Here is a 13,922-nt window from a genome sequence, read left to right as displayed (position 1 = left end):
TAAAGTCCCCTTAGAAGAAAAACGTATGGGCCATAAAGGCGATGATTGGCAGCGTAATCGCGGTACGCAGTAGAAAGATTGCCACCAGTTCCCAGAATTTGATGGGGATTTTCGACTTGAGCAGCAGCGCGCCTATTTCAGACATGTAAATCAGCTGGGTTAGGGAGAGACAGGCAATCACAAAGCGAGTGAGTTCGCTTTCAATATTGGTCGCTAATACCGCCGGTAGGAACATATCGGCAAAGCCTACCAGCGTTGCGGGCGCTGCCGCTTCTGCCTCTGGGATACGCAGCAGCTCCAGCACCGGCACCATCGGGTAAGAGAGCCAGGTAAACAGCGGGGTAAACTCCGCCAGAATGAGCGCCACCGTGCCAATGGCAAACACCAATGGTAGTAAACCTAGGAAAATATCCATCACGTTGAGCAGCGCCAAACGTGCTAGCTCGCGAGGCCCGGGAGCGCCAGCGGCGCGATTGGTGGCTTGAATCAAGCTATAACGGAACAGGCCGACTTTTTCGGTACGTTCTTCGTTTAACTGACAGCCGACCGGCTCATAGTAATCATTGGACTTGCGCGATAGCGGTGGGATTCGCGGCACAATGACCGCAGCGATTAACCCTGCTACCACGACCGTCGTGTAAAACTGTACAAACAGATGGTTAATATCGACGAAGCTGGTCACTAACAGCGCAAAGGCAATGGAGACCACAGAGAAATTGGTAGCAATGACGGAGGCTTCGCGACCATTGTAATAGCCCTGCTCATACTGCTGCGTGGTAATGAGCACCCCAACGGTACCAGACCCCATCCATGAGGCAGTGGCATCAATGGCGCTGCGTCCCGGCAGATTAAAAATTATCCGGAACGGCTTGCGTACCATGCTGCCGATAAACTCCATAAAGCCAAACTCGACCAGAAACGGTAGCAACAGCGCGGCAAAGAAGAAGAAGGTTAAGAGCACCGGCGCAAGGTCATTGAGCATGACGCCACCGGTAAAGGAGGCAGTGACGAACTCAGGCCCAAACTGGAAATAAGTCATCACAGCAAACAGTGCGCCTAAAGCGCGCATTGCCAACCACAGCGGCCCAACATGAAACATCTCATGCAACATGCCTTTTTTGGCCCAGCCAGGGTCAGCTAGCTTGGCGTAAACAGTGGCTACCACTGAAAGACAAAGCACGACTACCGCGATAGCAGGCAGCGCTGAGCCTAATAGCGTTTGCAACCCCTCCGCCATGAGGCCCATACCAATATTGATAGTATCGCCAAATTTAAAAGGGACGAGAAACAGCAAAACCCCAATTAAAGAGGGCACTATAAACTTCAGTAAATGCGCCTGGGGGATCGGCCCCGACGAGGTCGGCGCTGCGGTCTTAACGTTACTATTCGACATAGGGTTCACCTATTGGAAGTGATTATTGGAGGTGGGCTGGCGGCGTCGTGGCAGGAAGCAGTGCTTCCTGCCATATGTCTTTTTTATTAGCGCCTTATCAGGTCGGCGCTTTTTAAATCAAAACTGTCTTAAGAGCGGCTTAGTCGCCACGCTTCACGCCCGGCAGGACGCAGAGCATTTCATACAGCAGCGTGGCACCCATCAGCGCGGTGTTGCCGCTGGGGTCGTAAGGCGGGGATACTTCCACCAGATCACAGCCGACAATATTCAGGCCCAAAGCACCACGGACAATTTCCAATCCCTGAGTAGACGTTAGGCCACCCATCTCGACCGTGCCGGTGCCGGGAGCAACGGAGGGGTCCAAACCATCAATATCGAAACTGATGTACACCGGAATATCGCCCATCTGTTCACGCACTTCGGCCATCAGCGGCGCTAGCGAGCGGTACCAGCACTCCTCGGCGGGCACCACACGGAAACCTTGATCGCGGCACCAGTCGAAATCCTCAGCAGCGTAACCAGTACCACGCAGGCCGATTTGTACGACCTTGCCGTGGGCCAACAAGCCCTCTTCCTGAGCACGTCGAAATGGCGTGCCATGAGCAATCGGCTCGCCGAACATGTGCTCGTTCACGTCGGCATGGGCATCGATGTGAATCAATCCCACCGGGCCATGCTTTTTGGCAATGGCGCGTAGAATCGGCAGCGTCAACGTGTGCTCGCCGCCCAGCGTCATCGGGATGCAGTCATGCTTCAGCACGTCGTCGTAAAAAGCGGTGATGATGTCGACGCTTTTCGGCAGGTGGAAGGTGTTGATGGGTACGTCGCCGATATCGGCTACCTGGAGGCTTTCAAACGGCGCGGCGCGGGTTGCCATATTGTAGGGGCGCAGCATGCGCGACTCATCGCGGATCTGGCGGGGCCCAAGACGGGTGCCGGGGCGGTTCGAGGTACCAATATCCATGGGAATGCCGATAAACGCCGCATCTAAACCTTCAGCGGTGTCTTGGGTAGGCAGGCGCATCATGGTGGCGGGGCCTGCAAAGCGCGGCATGGTGTTGCCGCCCAACGGCTGGTTGAACTCCGACATACACATCTCCTTGGATTTGTTGTGACGCTTTAGCCTGTGTAGCTTTCCTAACTTGCGGCCTTAGCTATCTCCTATAGGCGTTGCACAGATCATGCCAAGTCGTAGATCCCTATAAAGTGGTGGGATTACCGGCCAAACGATGCAAAAATGAATCAATCTGATGTTTAAATAATTCATTTTTGAATCAAAAATTCAAAAATGAATTATTTAAAGGGAGTCGATGGCAGTGAGTGAAATAGACAGACGTGTACTGCAAACCATTGTAGAGACCGCTAACGATCACTTCTTTATCGTCAGTGGCGATGGGCAAATAGTCGACATTAGCCCAGGGGCCGAAGCGGTTTACGGGGTATCACGAGAAGAGCTGCTCTCCAGCAATGTGCAGCAGCTGCAAGCGGCCGGGGTGCTCAAGCCCTCCATCACCATGGAAGTGATGCGCACCCGCCGACCAGCGCAGCTTATGCAGGTCACCGGAACAGGCCGCAGGGTCATTGCTGAAGCCTACCCCGTGTTTGTCGACGACAAGCTAGAGCGGATTATCAGTCGTTCCAGAGACTTAACCGATCTTCAACTGCTGCAAGACGAATACGCGCTGCTACAAAAACGCTTTAGCGAGCACTTAAAACGCAGCCAGGCCGCCCCGGATGCGGAAGAGCAGGCGCTGGATGATGCCCTGGATAATCTGCAGGTGCGCAGCAGCGTCATGCGTGAAATTGCGCTACTGCTCAAGCGGGTCGCCCCTTCAGATGCCAATGTGCTGATGCTGGGTGAATCGGGCGTGGGTAAAACCGCCTTTGCCAAACAGCTACACCGCTGGAGCCAGCGCTGTGACGGGCCATTTATTGACGTTAACTGCGCGGCGATTCCTGAGAATCTGTTTGAGTCCGAGATGTTTGGCTATCAGCCCGGCGCTTTTAGCGGTGCGGCGCGGCAAGGTAAGGCGGGACTGCTGGAGCAGGCCGAGGGCGGCACGTTGTTCTTGGATGAAATAGGCGAGCTGCCGCTGCTAATGCAAACCAAACTGTTAAAGGTCATTCAAGATGGCAGCCTGACTCGGTTGGGTGACACTCGCTCCCGCAAGGTCAACTTCCGCTTGGTTGTGGCCACTAACCAAGACTTGGCTAAACAGGTTGAGGCTGGGCGGTTTCGTTTAGACCTTTACTACCGTCTCAATGTGATCCCGGTCACCCTGCCCCCCCTTCGCGACCGCCGGGAGGATATTCCCGACCTTGTCGAAGCCTGTTTAAACCGGTTAAACCAGCGCTATGGGCGGCAAAAAATTCTCGACACCCGCGTTTGGTCAACCCTGATGGGCAGTGAATGGCTGGGCAACGTTCGTGAGCTGGAAAACTGGCTGGAACGTGCTTGGCTTTCCAGCCCCACCGATCAAATCGAGGTGCCTGCCGCTCAACCATATACCGATCAACACCATGCAAGCCTGCCGAGCTCGTCACCAGCAACGTCGATACCCGCACTAGAACCTCATGAAACACTGAAGCAGTACATGGCCCGTTTAGAGCGGGAAACGCTTGAGGCGCTGTGCACCACTCACCCCAGTACCTATGCCATCGCCGAGCGGCTGGGCATCAGCCAATCCAGCGTGGTGCGCAGGCTTCAGCGCTATGGCATTAAGGTGACCAAGTAAATTTTCGCTTGACACAGCGGCTGTCATAAACGATCCAAGTGTCATGAAACAGAACACCTTCAACACAAGCTGAACCAACAGCCGGTGATGTGTGCTATGTCAAACCAATCGCGTATCCGCCTGGAACGCGTTACCAAACGTTGGGACGCGACCGCTGCCGTCGATAATATCTCCTTCGACGTCATGCCTGGGCAATTTGTCATTCTGCTAGGCCCTTCGGGCTGCGGCAAATCAACCACGCTGCGTATGATCGCAGGCTTGGAAGAAGCCAGCGGCGGGCATATCTATATTGGTGAGCGCGACGATTGAGTCATTGCTCATCAGGCCTTGAGTATTACTGAGTACTTTTTATCGGCATTCATATTAGGAAATTGGTCAATTTCCCTATGGAAGCTTTGGTAATAAACTCTCTTATAACTTAACGCCATAACACGCTATACTGAACGTTGGAATAGAATTCTAGCTGTGATAACAGTGAGCAATAAGACCAATAAAATAATTGCAGCTTAATGTTGGTTGTGACTACATGTGAGTAAATCACGGAATAGTCCCCTTCTAGTGTTCATCATACTCAACACCAGAGACCACATAGGCGAAAAGTGGGAGCTAAAATTGCCTATATCAATGCAGCGCCAGACTAGAGCTCAAAGAATCGCATCTGACATAGCAAGCCAAATCACTGAAGGCATTTTACGTAAAGGAGATAAGCTTCCTTCCCTACGTGAACACATGCGTTTGCACTGCGATTCCAAGAACACCGTCATTACGGCCTACGATTACTTAGCAGCACAAGGCTTGGTGGAAGCACGCCAAGGGCGCGGTTTTTTTGTTATGGCAATGCCTACACAAATAAATTGCGAGACACAACCGCTCCCTTACACTCGCGCACTCGACACTACTTGGATGATGCGCCAACAACTTGTACGCGAACCAGGGCATTCCCATCTGGGTGAAGGGTTCCCACCAGTCAACTGGCTTATGGATATGCGCCTGGATAAATTTCATCGCCAAGTTGTCCGCGGTGGCATTACCTCCCTATTCCGCTATGGCAACCGCTTCGGTAACGCCAGCTTACGAGAGCAATTGAGCAAAAAAATAGCTAGCTATGGCATTAACGCATTACCACAGCAGATTTTAACCACCTATGGTGCAAACCATGGAATGGATTTGATTATTCGGCGCTTTACCCAACCCGGTTCGACTGTACTAGTAGAAACTCCAGGCTATTACCCACTTTTTGGGAAGTTACAGCTCAGCGGTGTGCGCATGCTGCCCGTACGTCGCGAGGTGGATGGCCCAAATATAGATGATTTAAACAGTTTACTGATTAAGGAGCGGCCGACGCTGTTTTTCATGCAGTCTGTGTGTCACAACCCGACTGGAACTGACATTTCGGAGCATAAAGCACGCCAGATATTAGCCCTAGCAGAACGCCACGATTTAATCGTAGTTGAAAACGACGCAATGGCTGACTTCAAACTTAGCTCAGCATCCAAGCTCTCAGCGCTTGATCAGCTTGGCAGGACGCTATATTTGGGAAGCTTCTCCAAGTCGGTATCAGCGGCTTTGCGGGTTGGTTTTATCGCCGGTAGCGAAAAACTAATCTCCGAGTTGGCAGATATAAAAATGTTACTCCATATCGCTGGGGCAGAATATGCTGAACGTACAGTAGATGTCATATTACGTGAAGGGAACTATCTTCGTCATCTTTCCAAGTTACAGGCTCGGCTACGCACAGCTACCGCTGTCGCGCTAAAAATTCTAGAAGAACTCGGGGCGGAAGTCTTCTGCAAGCCAGAACAAAGTTTATACCTTTGGGCTCGATTTCCTGGTATAGAAGATGCTAACGAACTTACGCGCCACTGCATGAAACAGGGAGTTATGCTAGCACCCGGTGCTATTTTTTCGGTAGACCGGAATAATGTAGTTCCTTGGACGCGGTTAAATGTAGCCTATGTGGATGACCCAGCATTTCGTGCGAGCTTAAAATTCTGAACCAGGTTTTATATTAATCATGTTTTAAAAGTTATCAACCATCATCAAACCAAAATTTTAAAAGCAATATACCTTTTCTTCAAACAGAAAAGACCAATAAGACACCGGCCATATAAAATACTCAAGATAAGAGCCACTGCCTATTCAGACAGCAGCTCTCAACACCAACATAAACTTATAAAAAATGCTTTCAGGGAGGACTCACGAGTTTTAAATAATGACAAGCCTTATGTTGATAAATCATCCTAACTTCTCAGGTAAGAAAAGTATTATCTCTGGAAAGCTCATCAAAAGAATTAGCACTAGTACGTCCATTACAAGAAACCAGAAAACACCTTTAAAGATCGCACCAGTAGTTACTAAGTTCCCCACCACGCTTTTTATCACAAAGATATTCATACCTATGGGGGGGGTTACCATCCCTATCTCAAGCAGTTTGGTAAGCACTACGCCGAACCAGATTAGGTTAAGTTCTACGCTGTCAACGATAGGTAGAACAATAGGAAGGGTCAGCAGCATGGCTCCGATCGGCTCTAAGAACATACCTAATAATAAGTAGATCAGCACAATAATTAATAGGATAATAAATGTGCTAGCGCCAGCCTCAATAACCATCGAGGAGAGATAGTCACCAGCACCAGAGAGCGATAGAAAACGGGTGAGCAGGCTAGCCCCCATGGCAATGATGAGAATCGTTCCCGTAGTAAGTAGGGTTTCCAAGACAGCGCTACGCAAACGATCCCACGTTAAAGTGCGCTTACATAGCGCCACGACACATGCGAGAAATGCACCCACAGCCCCTGCCTCGGTGGGGGTGAAAAGGCCGCTGAATAGGCCACCAAAGATGCCAAACATAATCATCACCACAGGCCAGACTTCCCACAGCGCCTTGAAACGCTCTTGCATTGAGACCGACTCTTTTGGTGACGGAGCTAACTCAGGGTTAAGCTTAACTCTCACAATTACCACGATGATATAGCCAAGCACAGTGAGCAGACCGGCGGCAATACCGCCAAGAAACAGCTTGGTAATCGGTTCCTGGGCAATAATACCGTACAGAATCATGATGATTGAAGGGGGTAACAGTGCCCCCACGGTACCTGCAATAGCTACAGTGCTGGTGGCCAATCCTGGGTTATAGCGATGCTTGATCATCTCTGGTACAGCGATACGCCCCATAGCAGCCGAGCAAGCCACTGATGAACCGCATACGGCAGCGAAGCCAGTAGTGCCAAATATGGAGGCCACCGCCAACCCTCCAGGGACTCGAGATAACCATAGCCGAGAGGCCCGAAACAGCCCCTGAGTCAGCTGGGCATGGTAGCAAATATAGCCAAGCAAGAGGAACATAGGTACCGAGCTGAGCACCCAGTTGGCGGAGAACTGATAGGGAATCAAACCAAGAGAGCCCCAAGCGATCCCCCATCCCATTAGGTACCAAAGACCGCCAAACGATACTCCGATCAATGCCAACCCTACGGGAATACGCAGCGCAATTGAAACAAACAGCACAACAAGACCACAGAGCCCGATCTGTACATCACTCATGGGATCCTCCTCGAGGTTCTTGCATCTCAGGAAGAACATCCCATGCAATGGCTTGTTCTTCATCGTTCACTACCAGGCCGCTACACGCTCCGGTCAAATAGATGGCAAACTTATAGATCATCACAAGCGCCAGCATGCCCAGCCCCAAGGGCAACATGAAGTAACCAGGCCACGTGATGATGGTGGTGCCCCCCTCTACTAGAGAGGCATTAATTTCAAACTTAATCATTGCCTCAGCCCAGGTCTTTATCGTCATTAATATCAACACTGCGACACTGAGCGGTAGCAACCAATGTGCTAAATGATACTGCACACGCAATGGCAGCCTCTCTGTGACCACTTCCACGGTTATATGAGCATTCAGCTTTTCCGCATAAGCGAGCGGTACAAAGGTAGCAATGATCATGTAGTAGTTAGCAACATAAGTAATCGTGCCCGGTAGCGGCGCTGAAAATAGATATCGTAATATTACGTCTGCAGTAATATGCAACATCATCAGCACAATGGCACAGCCACCTAGCAGCGTAGTAACGCTCGTTAATCCGGAAAGCCAACGTCCGAGCCGGTACATAACAGTTCTCCTGAAAGTTGTTACAGCCCACTAAAGTCTCAAGTGAACCGAACATTGGCGACAGCCACGGTTGTAGTTATACCGTCCTGTTTTGTAAGACACAGAGAAAGCTCAGCAACCATGCCATCGCAAGATGTGACCCTGCCCTCAGCAATGAGCACCTCCCCGATATAGGCGGCTTGGCGATTGCTATAACGAAAAGCAGTCAGCTCTCCCTCTCCATCCAGCCACTCCTCAACCATTTGGGTCAGCCAATCCCCTTGAAGCGGACCATCAATAAGCAGTTGAGGGTGCCCCTCATGTTCCTGGGTATAGGAAAGATCGTAGTGAATACGGTGGGGGTTCCAGATCGCCGCGTTATAAAGGAAAAGCTGAACCGTATCTGCCTTGAAATCCCGGCGAGGCAGCGCGCCGCCTTCTCTAATGTTGAAACTAGGCATCGCTCTCATCTCGCAATACGTGTCAGATATTCTGTAACGACTGGCTCGCCGACACTGGTTTCAAAGCGGTTTTCGAATACCATGAAAATCAAAGGGCCTGAGCCACCCTGTTTTTCGTAGAGATCCGTTAGTTTTTGGGTGCAGACCAGTACGTCCCCCGCGTAGGCACGCCGATAGATTTGGTAGTCACTACCTCCCGCCATAATGCGCTTGAGCGGCAATTCAGGGATCAGTGAGCTATCCGGTTGGCGCCCATCAGGCAGCAGCTCACTTAAAGGAATAACCGGCATCATGGCGCTGAAAAGAAACAGCAAAGGGGCTTCATCACCCTCAAGATAACGACGTTGGCGCTGACCAGTGGCAACAGCATATTTCTTGATATCATTCCGAGTAACTTCGAACTCGAATGGCGCTAGCTCCGTGCCAATGAGTGCCCGGAGCTCATCTGTAAGAAGATTCATGACTTCCTCCTAATCGAGAGAGCTGGGCTCAATGTGCCCAGCTCTGGTCTCATAGACCGTGTTTCTCTACATCGACTTTGGAGAAAATCTCTTCCCAGTAGAGATCAGCCAGCTCCTGCTCAGTTTCCACGTTCTGCACTAAATCGGTCCACTTCTCCAGTAGCCCCTGGAAGTTCGCAATCATTTCCTCACCATTCTCGACACCATAACGCGTGCGGTAACCCTCAGCGATGTGCTGCATGTCGTCTCGGATAAACGCTTGAGTCTTGTCGATTAGAGCTTGATCAGCATGGTGGATCGCCACGCCTCTTTGCTTGGCCTCGGACAAAATACGATCTTCTTGCTGGTGATAAATCCAAGGAACCCCAGCAGAGAACACACTTGCAGCACGTAGCATTACTTCGCGCTGCTCCAGGCTTAAGCTTTTCCAGGTATCGGCATTGATATTAGTGCCAGCGATGGGCATTGGGCCGCCAGGTACGTCCATATTAATGTCGGTTACTACATCAGTGAGGCCGAAATTATGGATCTCTGGGGAGGCAAGTACGATACACGAAACCACACCCTGGCCGAGTGCCTCAAACATCTCATTAGCCGACATAGTAACGGGAGATGCACCCACCGACTCAGCCCAGCGTGACCAGTTGGAAGCACCCACACGCAGACGCATACCTTTTAGATCCGCTTCAGTTTCAACCGGTTCATTACAGACTAACCCGTAGGAAGTGCCGCCGGTGCTACCGGTATAGACTTGATTCTGTGCACTAAACTCTTGGCTACATTCTGGGCAATTAAAAAAAGTGAATTCAGATAGCGCGCCCATAAAGATCATTCCTTCCCGGCCTTGCGCTTTCTCGCCCAACAAACCGACCAACATAGATGCCTCAACGGCCATGTTGCTGTGCGGATATTCTGATGGGAAATAGGACGTCAAAACAAAGCCAATATCAGCCATACCATCACGTACGCCTCCAGACGTTTCTGCGAAATTCAACAGAGACATAGGGAAAATGCGAACGCTGAGCTCACTATCAGATAGCGCTTCGACTTCGTCTGCGTATTTTTTGGTCACGTCCACTACAGAAGAACTCGGCGGATGACCGATCGCATAACGAAGTGTCCGTGCTTCAACGTTAGAAGCTAGACCGCAAAACACAAGAGTTCCAGACATGACCAAGCTTGCCATGGATTTGATATTCATATTGTCACCTTGTTGGATTTGTTATTTGAAATTTCAGTATCAAAAAATCAAATTACCCCGTTCTCACGTAGTAATGAGATTTCCTTTTTAGAGCGGCCTAACCAGCCTTCGTACACGACTTCGTTAGATTCGCCCGACCTTGGCGCCTGTGCGCCCTTCTCGTTGGTGCCCAAAGACATTTTTATTGGATTACCAAACACCTCGAAGCTTTTTCCTTTGTATTCCACCGGTATAATCATGTCGCGTTCACGCACATGAGGATCGGCGACTACTTCATCAATCGTTTTGATGGGTGAAAGAGGAAAACGAGTACCGGTCATTTCCTCCAACTCCGCCTTGGTATGGCTAGCACACCAACGCTCCACCACGGGCCGTACCCGGCGCTCATAGATGGCGTTATCAAAGCGCTTGGCCATGGTGTCGATCTCTGGATCCTTGATCAGCTCTTGGTCACCAAACACTTGGCATGCTTCACGCCAAAACTTATCGGTATAGGCACCAAAAAATACATGGCCGTCTTTACATACAAACCGCCCATAGGGCTTCACAAAGGGATGGCCGTTTCCCTCGGGCACTGCGACTTTGCCGGTGGCTGTGTAGTTAACCAAAGCGTTTTCAGTCAGCGATATGATGGAATCCTGTTGAGAGATATCTACATGCTGGCCGAGGCCTGAACGCTCTGCCTCGCGCAGTGCGCCTAGCGTTCCTATGGCACCATATAAGCCCGCACTGAGATCGCCCAACACGGTGCCTACTCTCATAGGTTCCTCAACAGTGCCATTTATAGACCACAGCCCGCCCGAAGCCTGTGCGCTGCTATCGAATGCAGGGCGGAGAGCATTTGGCCCCTTTTGGCCGAATCCACTTATACTGGTCATCACAATGGCCGGATTAATATCACGAAGCGCTTTAAAACCCAGCCTTAACTTCTCCATAGTTCCAGGACGAAAGTTTTCAATCACGATATGAGCCTTGCGCACCATATCTAGGAAAAGCTCGTGCCCTTCCTTTGCCTTGAGATCGAGACTGACAGCCATCTTGTTTCTATTGTATTGAGCAAAGAAACCACTAATGGCTTCATTCGTTACATCTATGGCGGGTGGAAACTCCCGTGTGAGATCAGGATCTTTAGGATGCTCAATCTTAATAACAGTAGCGCCCATATCAGCGAGCATCATGGTGCAATAGGGGCCAGCGACCACACGGGTAAGATCAAGGATAATGACTCCTTTAAGAGCCCCTTTCGCCATTAGCGGCATGCCGGTTGTTTCCGTCATTTGTCCTCCAGATTTGTTGTCGTATTGTTATACTGGCTGCTAGCGTGCTCATGTGTTGCCTTCCAGGCTCGTGCTACATGGGAAGCCGTTTTGCGGCCCAGATATTGATCCGCGAAATCACCTGCGTTGACAACACTTTCCAGATCAATACCGGTAGCCAAGCCCATACCTTCAAATAGATAAACTAAGTCCTCAGTGGCGACATTTCCTGTGGCCCCAGGGGAGTAGGGGCATCCTCCTAAGCCGGAGACCGAGCTATCGAAGGCCCGAACGCCTGCTTCGAGCGCAGCCAAACAGTTCGCGACTGCCATTCCCCAAGTATCGTGAAAATGAGCAGCGAGTTGTTCAACTGGCACCTCCTTGGCACAGGCAGAAACAAGGTTTCGCACATCGCTGGGCACACCAGCGCCTATGGTGTCGCCAAGACTTATTTCGTAGCACCCCATGTGATAGAGACGTTTCGACACCCGAACTACATTGGCAATAGGCACCGCTCCATCAATGGGACAACCCAAAACGCACGATACATAGCCACGCACACGAATTCCGTTGTCCTTTGCCGCAGCTATCACCGGTTCGAACCTCGCAAGGCTCTCGTCAATGGAACAGTTAATGTTGCGTCGATTAAACGTCTCCGAAGCCGCAGTAAAAATGGCAACTTCGCGGCAACCATTTTCAATCGCCATCGCCATGCCATGCTCATTGGGAACCAAAACGCTATAAGTCACACCGTCGCGAATGGGTAACGCCTTCAGCACCGCATCAGTCTCTGCCATCTGCGGCACCCAGCGTGGTGACACAAATGCACCTGCTTCAATATGATGTAAACCGGCATTGGCCAACTTCTGAATAAACGCAGCTCGGATACTGGGAGGCAATATTTGGGTTTCATTCTGCAGCCCATCGCGGGCTCCAACCTCCATTAGGCGCACGGCTGGTTGACTCATTATTTACGCAACTCGTTGAGTAGCGCTTCGGCTCGATCGGAGCGCACATCATGATCCATAACCATCTGGCGCACTAGCTGATCCACCTCCTCACCCCGAGCCCCCGCAGATAACGCAATATTCCGCGCATGCAAGGCCATGTGACCGCGCTGAATACCTTCCGTGGCAAGCGCACGTAAAGCGCCAAGGTTCTGCGCTAGCCCAACGGCTACCGCAATCTCAGCCAGCTCCTGTGAGCTTTTAACACCTAGTATTTTCAATACCAGTCTGGCTAGTGGATGCGTCTTGGTCGCCCCACCTACCAGCCCTACAGGCATCGGCATTTCTATCGTCCCGACCAAGTGGTCTTCCCGGTCTTTTTCCCACGTGGTAAGCGAGCCATAGTGGCCGTTGCGGCACGCATAAGCATGCGCGCCCGCCTCTACTGCCCGCCAGTCGTTACCGGTGGCGAGAATCAACGGGTCAATACCGTTCATAATGCCTTTGTTATGTGTGGCCGCTCGATAAGGATCAATCGCCGCGAAGGTATAGGCGTCAATAATACGGTCTATAACGTCTGTACCTGTAAACTCACTCGTCTCGAAACACTCCGGAGCGATGCGCACCTGCGCCCGCGCCAGACGTAAATCAGCTAAGTTAGATAAAATACGAAGCCGCACCGTGCCGCCGGTGACTTCTTCGATCAAGGGAGCAACCGTCTCGGCCATTGTATTAACAGTGTTAGCTCCCATGGCATCACGTACATCCACTACCAAGTGAACCACTACCATGGGGCCTCTAGGGCTTTCCATGAAAGTATGCACCTCTAAATCGCGACAACCGCCCCCAAGTTTGTTAAGTAGTTGATCCTTAGTGTTGGCCAGATCGATCAGCCGATGCTTATTACGCAGCAAGCTCAGCCGTGCATTGGCGGGATCGCCGAGTCCGACGATTTGAATTTGTGCGCGCATTAATGGAGCGCTACTAGAAGTTAGAAAGCCGCCACCAGGGCGCGCCAGCTTCGCCATATAGGAGGCAGCGGCAACAACGGAGGGCTCTTCCACGACCATTGGCACGAGTACATCACGGCCATTGATCATAAAGTTACTTGCTAAGCCAAGGGGCAGCTCAAACTTACCGAGCACGTTCTCAATCATGCCATCAGCAATCTCGATTGAAAGCGCGCCGTCATCACGAAGCAGAGCTACTTCCTCTATATCCAGATCAATATGCTGAGACAGAACATCAATACGCTCTGACGGTGAAAGGTTGCGAAAGCCGGGAAGTTGGGAACTGTTGCTCACTATATCCCCCTTTTGGGATGTGTTGTTATTAGAAGCGCTAACTTTCGCGCTTATACTGGCTTCTAACATAT

Annotated in this window: 13 protein-coding genes; 3 read left to right on the top strand and 10 right to left on the bottom strand. The window is 51.0% G+C overall.

The window, feature by feature from the left end; all coding sequences use genetic code 11:
* Positions 1 to 10: 10 nt before the first annotated feature.
* Together KO116_RS03945 and speB are read right to left on the bottom strand one after the other, a co-directional pair.
* Positions 11 to 1,393, bottom strand: coding sequence for a YjiH family protein (locus tag KO116_RS03945; RefSeq protein WP_035561317.1), 1,383 nt, complete (start codon positions 1,391 to 1,393; stop codon positions 11 to 13).
* 139 nt (positions 1,394 to 1,532) lie between these two features.
* Positions 1,533 to 2,483, bottom strand: a complete 951-nt coding sequence (gene speB, locus KO116_RS03940) for an agmatinase (RefSeq protein ID WP_035561314.1) — start codon at positions 2,481 to 2,483, stop codon at positions 1,533 to 1,535.
* A 220-nt stretch (positions 2,484 to 2,703) separates the two neighbouring features.
* Between speB and KO116_RS03935 the strand changes: the two genes are divergently transcribed.
* The 3 genes from KO116_RS03935 (at position 2,704) to KO116_RS03925 (ending at position 6,123) form a co-directional block, all read left to right on the top strand.
* Positions 2,704 to 4,128 (top strand): sigma-54 interaction domain-containing protein, encoded by a 1,425-nt coding sequence (locus KO116_RS03935; RefSeq protein ID WP_035561311.1) that lies wholly within the window; start codon positions 2,704 to 2,706, stop codon positions 4,126 to 4,128.
* A 96-nt stretch (positions 4,129 to 4,224) separates the two neighbouring features.
* Positions 4,225 to 4,437: an ATP-binding cassette domain-containing protein gene (locus KO116_RS03930; RefSeq protein WP_035561308.1), complete on the top strand. Its 213-nt coding sequence runs from the start codon at positions 4,225 to 4,227 to the stop codon at positions 4,435 to 4,437.
* A 303-nt stretch (positions 4,438 to 4,740) separates the two neighbouring features.
* The gene (locus KO116_RS03925; protein ID WP_235272499.1) at positions 4,741 to 6,123 is read left to right on the top strand and encodes an aminotransferase-like domain-containing protein; all 1,383 of its coding nucleotides are present in this window, start codon (positions 4,741 to 4,743) and stop codon (positions 6,121 to 6,123) included.
* A 240-nt stretch (positions 6,124 to 6,363) separates the two neighbouring features.
* On the opposite strand, the gene KO116_RS03920 is transcribed toward KO116_RS03925, so the two are convergent.
* The 8 genes from KO116_RS03920 to KO116_RS03885 are packed head-to-tail and all read right to left on the bottom strand — an operon-like array spanning position 6,364 to position 13,851.
* Positions 6,364 to 7,671, bottom strand: a complete 1,308-nt coding sequence (locus KO116_RS03920) for a TRAP transporter large permease (protein ID WP_035561302.1) — start codon at positions 7,669 to 7,671, stop codon at positions 6,364 to 6,366.
* Complete coding sequence (locus KO116_RS03915; protein ID WP_045812069.1) at positions 7,664 to 8,242, bottom strand: TRAP transporter small permease; 579 nt, start codon at positions 8,240 to 8,242, stop codon at positions 7,664 to 7,666. Before KO116_RS03915 ends, KO116_RS03920 begins: the two co-directional genes overlap by 8 nt.
* Before the next feature lie 38 nt (positions 8,243 to 8,280).
* Complete coding sequence (locus KO116_RS03910) at positions 8,281 to 8,682, bottom strand: dehydratase (RefSeq protein WP_035561299.1); 402 nt, start codon at positions 8,680 to 8,682, stop codon at positions 8,281 to 8,283.
* Between the two features lie 5 nt (positions 8,683 to 8,687).
* Positions 8,688 to 9,143 (bottom strand): FAS1-like dehydratase domain-containing protein, encoded by a 456-nt coding sequence (locus tag KO116_RS03905; protein WP_035561296.1) that lies wholly within the window; start codon positions 9,141 to 9,143, stop codon positions 8,688 to 8,690.
* 49 nt (positions 9,144 to 9,192) lie between these two features.
* On the bottom strand, positions 9,193 to 10,344 hold the full coding sequence (locus tag KO116_RS03900) for a C4-dicarboxylate TRAP transporter substrate-binding protein (RefSeq protein WP_035561292.1): 1,152 nt from the start codon (positions 10,342 to 10,344) through the stop codon (positions 9,193 to 9,195).
* Between the two features lie 47 nt (positions 10,345 to 10,391).
* Positions 10,392 to 11,621 (bottom strand): CaiB/BaiF CoA transferase family protein, encoded by a 1,230-nt coding sequence (locus tag KO116_RS03895; RefSeq protein ID WP_035561289.1) that lies wholly within the window; start codon positions 11,619 to 11,621, stop codon positions 10,392 to 10,394.
* Entirely contained in the window at positions 11,618 to 12,568 is a 951-nt protein-coding gene (locus tag KO116_RS03890; RefSeq protein WP_045812068.1) for a hydroxymethylglutaryl-CoA lyase, read from the bottom strand. Before KO116_RS03890 ends, KO116_RS03895 begins: the two co-directional genes overlap by 4 nt.
* The gene (locus KO116_RS03885; protein ID WP_035561627.1) at positions 12,568 to 13,851 is read right to left on the bottom strand and encodes a hydroxymethylglutaryl-CoA reductase, degradative; all 1,284 of its coding nucleotides are present in this window, start codon (positions 13,849 to 13,851) and stop codon (positions 12,568 to 12,570) included. The genes KO116_RS03890 and KO116_RS03885 overlap by 1 nt, the downstream gene beginning before the upstream one ends.
* Positions 13,852 to 13,922 lie beyond the last annotated feature (71 nt).

Source organism: Halomonas sp. KO116 (genome assembly GCF_000734975.2).
GTDB classification, from domain to species: Bacteria; Pseudomonadota; Gammaproteobacteria; order Pseudomonadales; family Halomonadaceae; genus Vreelandella; species Vreelandella glaciei.
Note: the sequence above shows the minus strand (reverse complement) of the source record. Positions and strands in the feature narration are given on the sequence as shown.

Bases quoted from the DNA above. Each gene is read 5' to 3' on its own strand.
- KO116_RS03935 (WP_035561311.1), top strand. From the start codon at position 2,704: ATGGCAGTGAGTGAAATAGACAGACGTGTACTGCAAACCATTGTAGAG.
- KO116_RS03920 (WP_035561302.1), bottom strand. From the start codon at position 7,671: ATGAGTGATGTACAGATCGGGCTCTGTGGTCTTGTTGTGCTGTTTGTT.
- KO116_RS03895 (WP_035561289.1), bottom strand. From the start codon at position 11,621: ATGACGGAAACAACCGGCATGCCGCTAATGGCGAAAGGGGCTCTTAAA.
- KO116_RS03905 (WP_035561296.1), bottom strand. From the start codon at position 9,143: ATGAATCTTCTTACAGATGAGCTCCGGGCACTCATTGGCACGGAGCTA.
- KO116_RS03930 (WP_035561308.1), top strand. From the start codon at position 4,225: ATGTCAAACCAATCGCGTATCCGCCTGGAACGCGTTACCAAACGTTGG.
- KO116_RS03890 (WP_045812068.1), bottom strand. From the start codon at position 12,568: ATGAGTCAACCAGCCGTGCGCCTAATGGAGGTTGGAGCCCGCGATGGG.
- KO116_RS03900 (WP_035561292.1), bottom strand. From the start codon at position 10,344: ATGAATATCAAATCCATGGCAAGCTTGGTCATGTCTGGAACTCTTGTG.
- KO116_RS03945 (WP_035561317.1), bottom strand. From the start codon at position 1,393: ATGTCGAATAGTAACGTTAAGACCGCAGCGCCGACCTCGTCGGGGCCG.
- KO116_RS03910 (WP_035561299.1), bottom strand. From the start codon at position 8,682: ATGCCTAGTTTCAACATTAGAGAAGGCGGCGCGCTGCCTCGCCGGGAT.
- KO116_RS03915 (WP_045812069.1), bottom strand. From the start codon at position 8,242: ATGTACCGGCTCGGACGTTGGCTTTCCGGATTAACGAGCGTTACTACG.
- speB (WP_035561314.1), bottom strand. From the start codon at position 2,483: ATGTCGGAGTTCAACCAGCCGTTGGGCGGCAACACCATGCCGCGCTTT.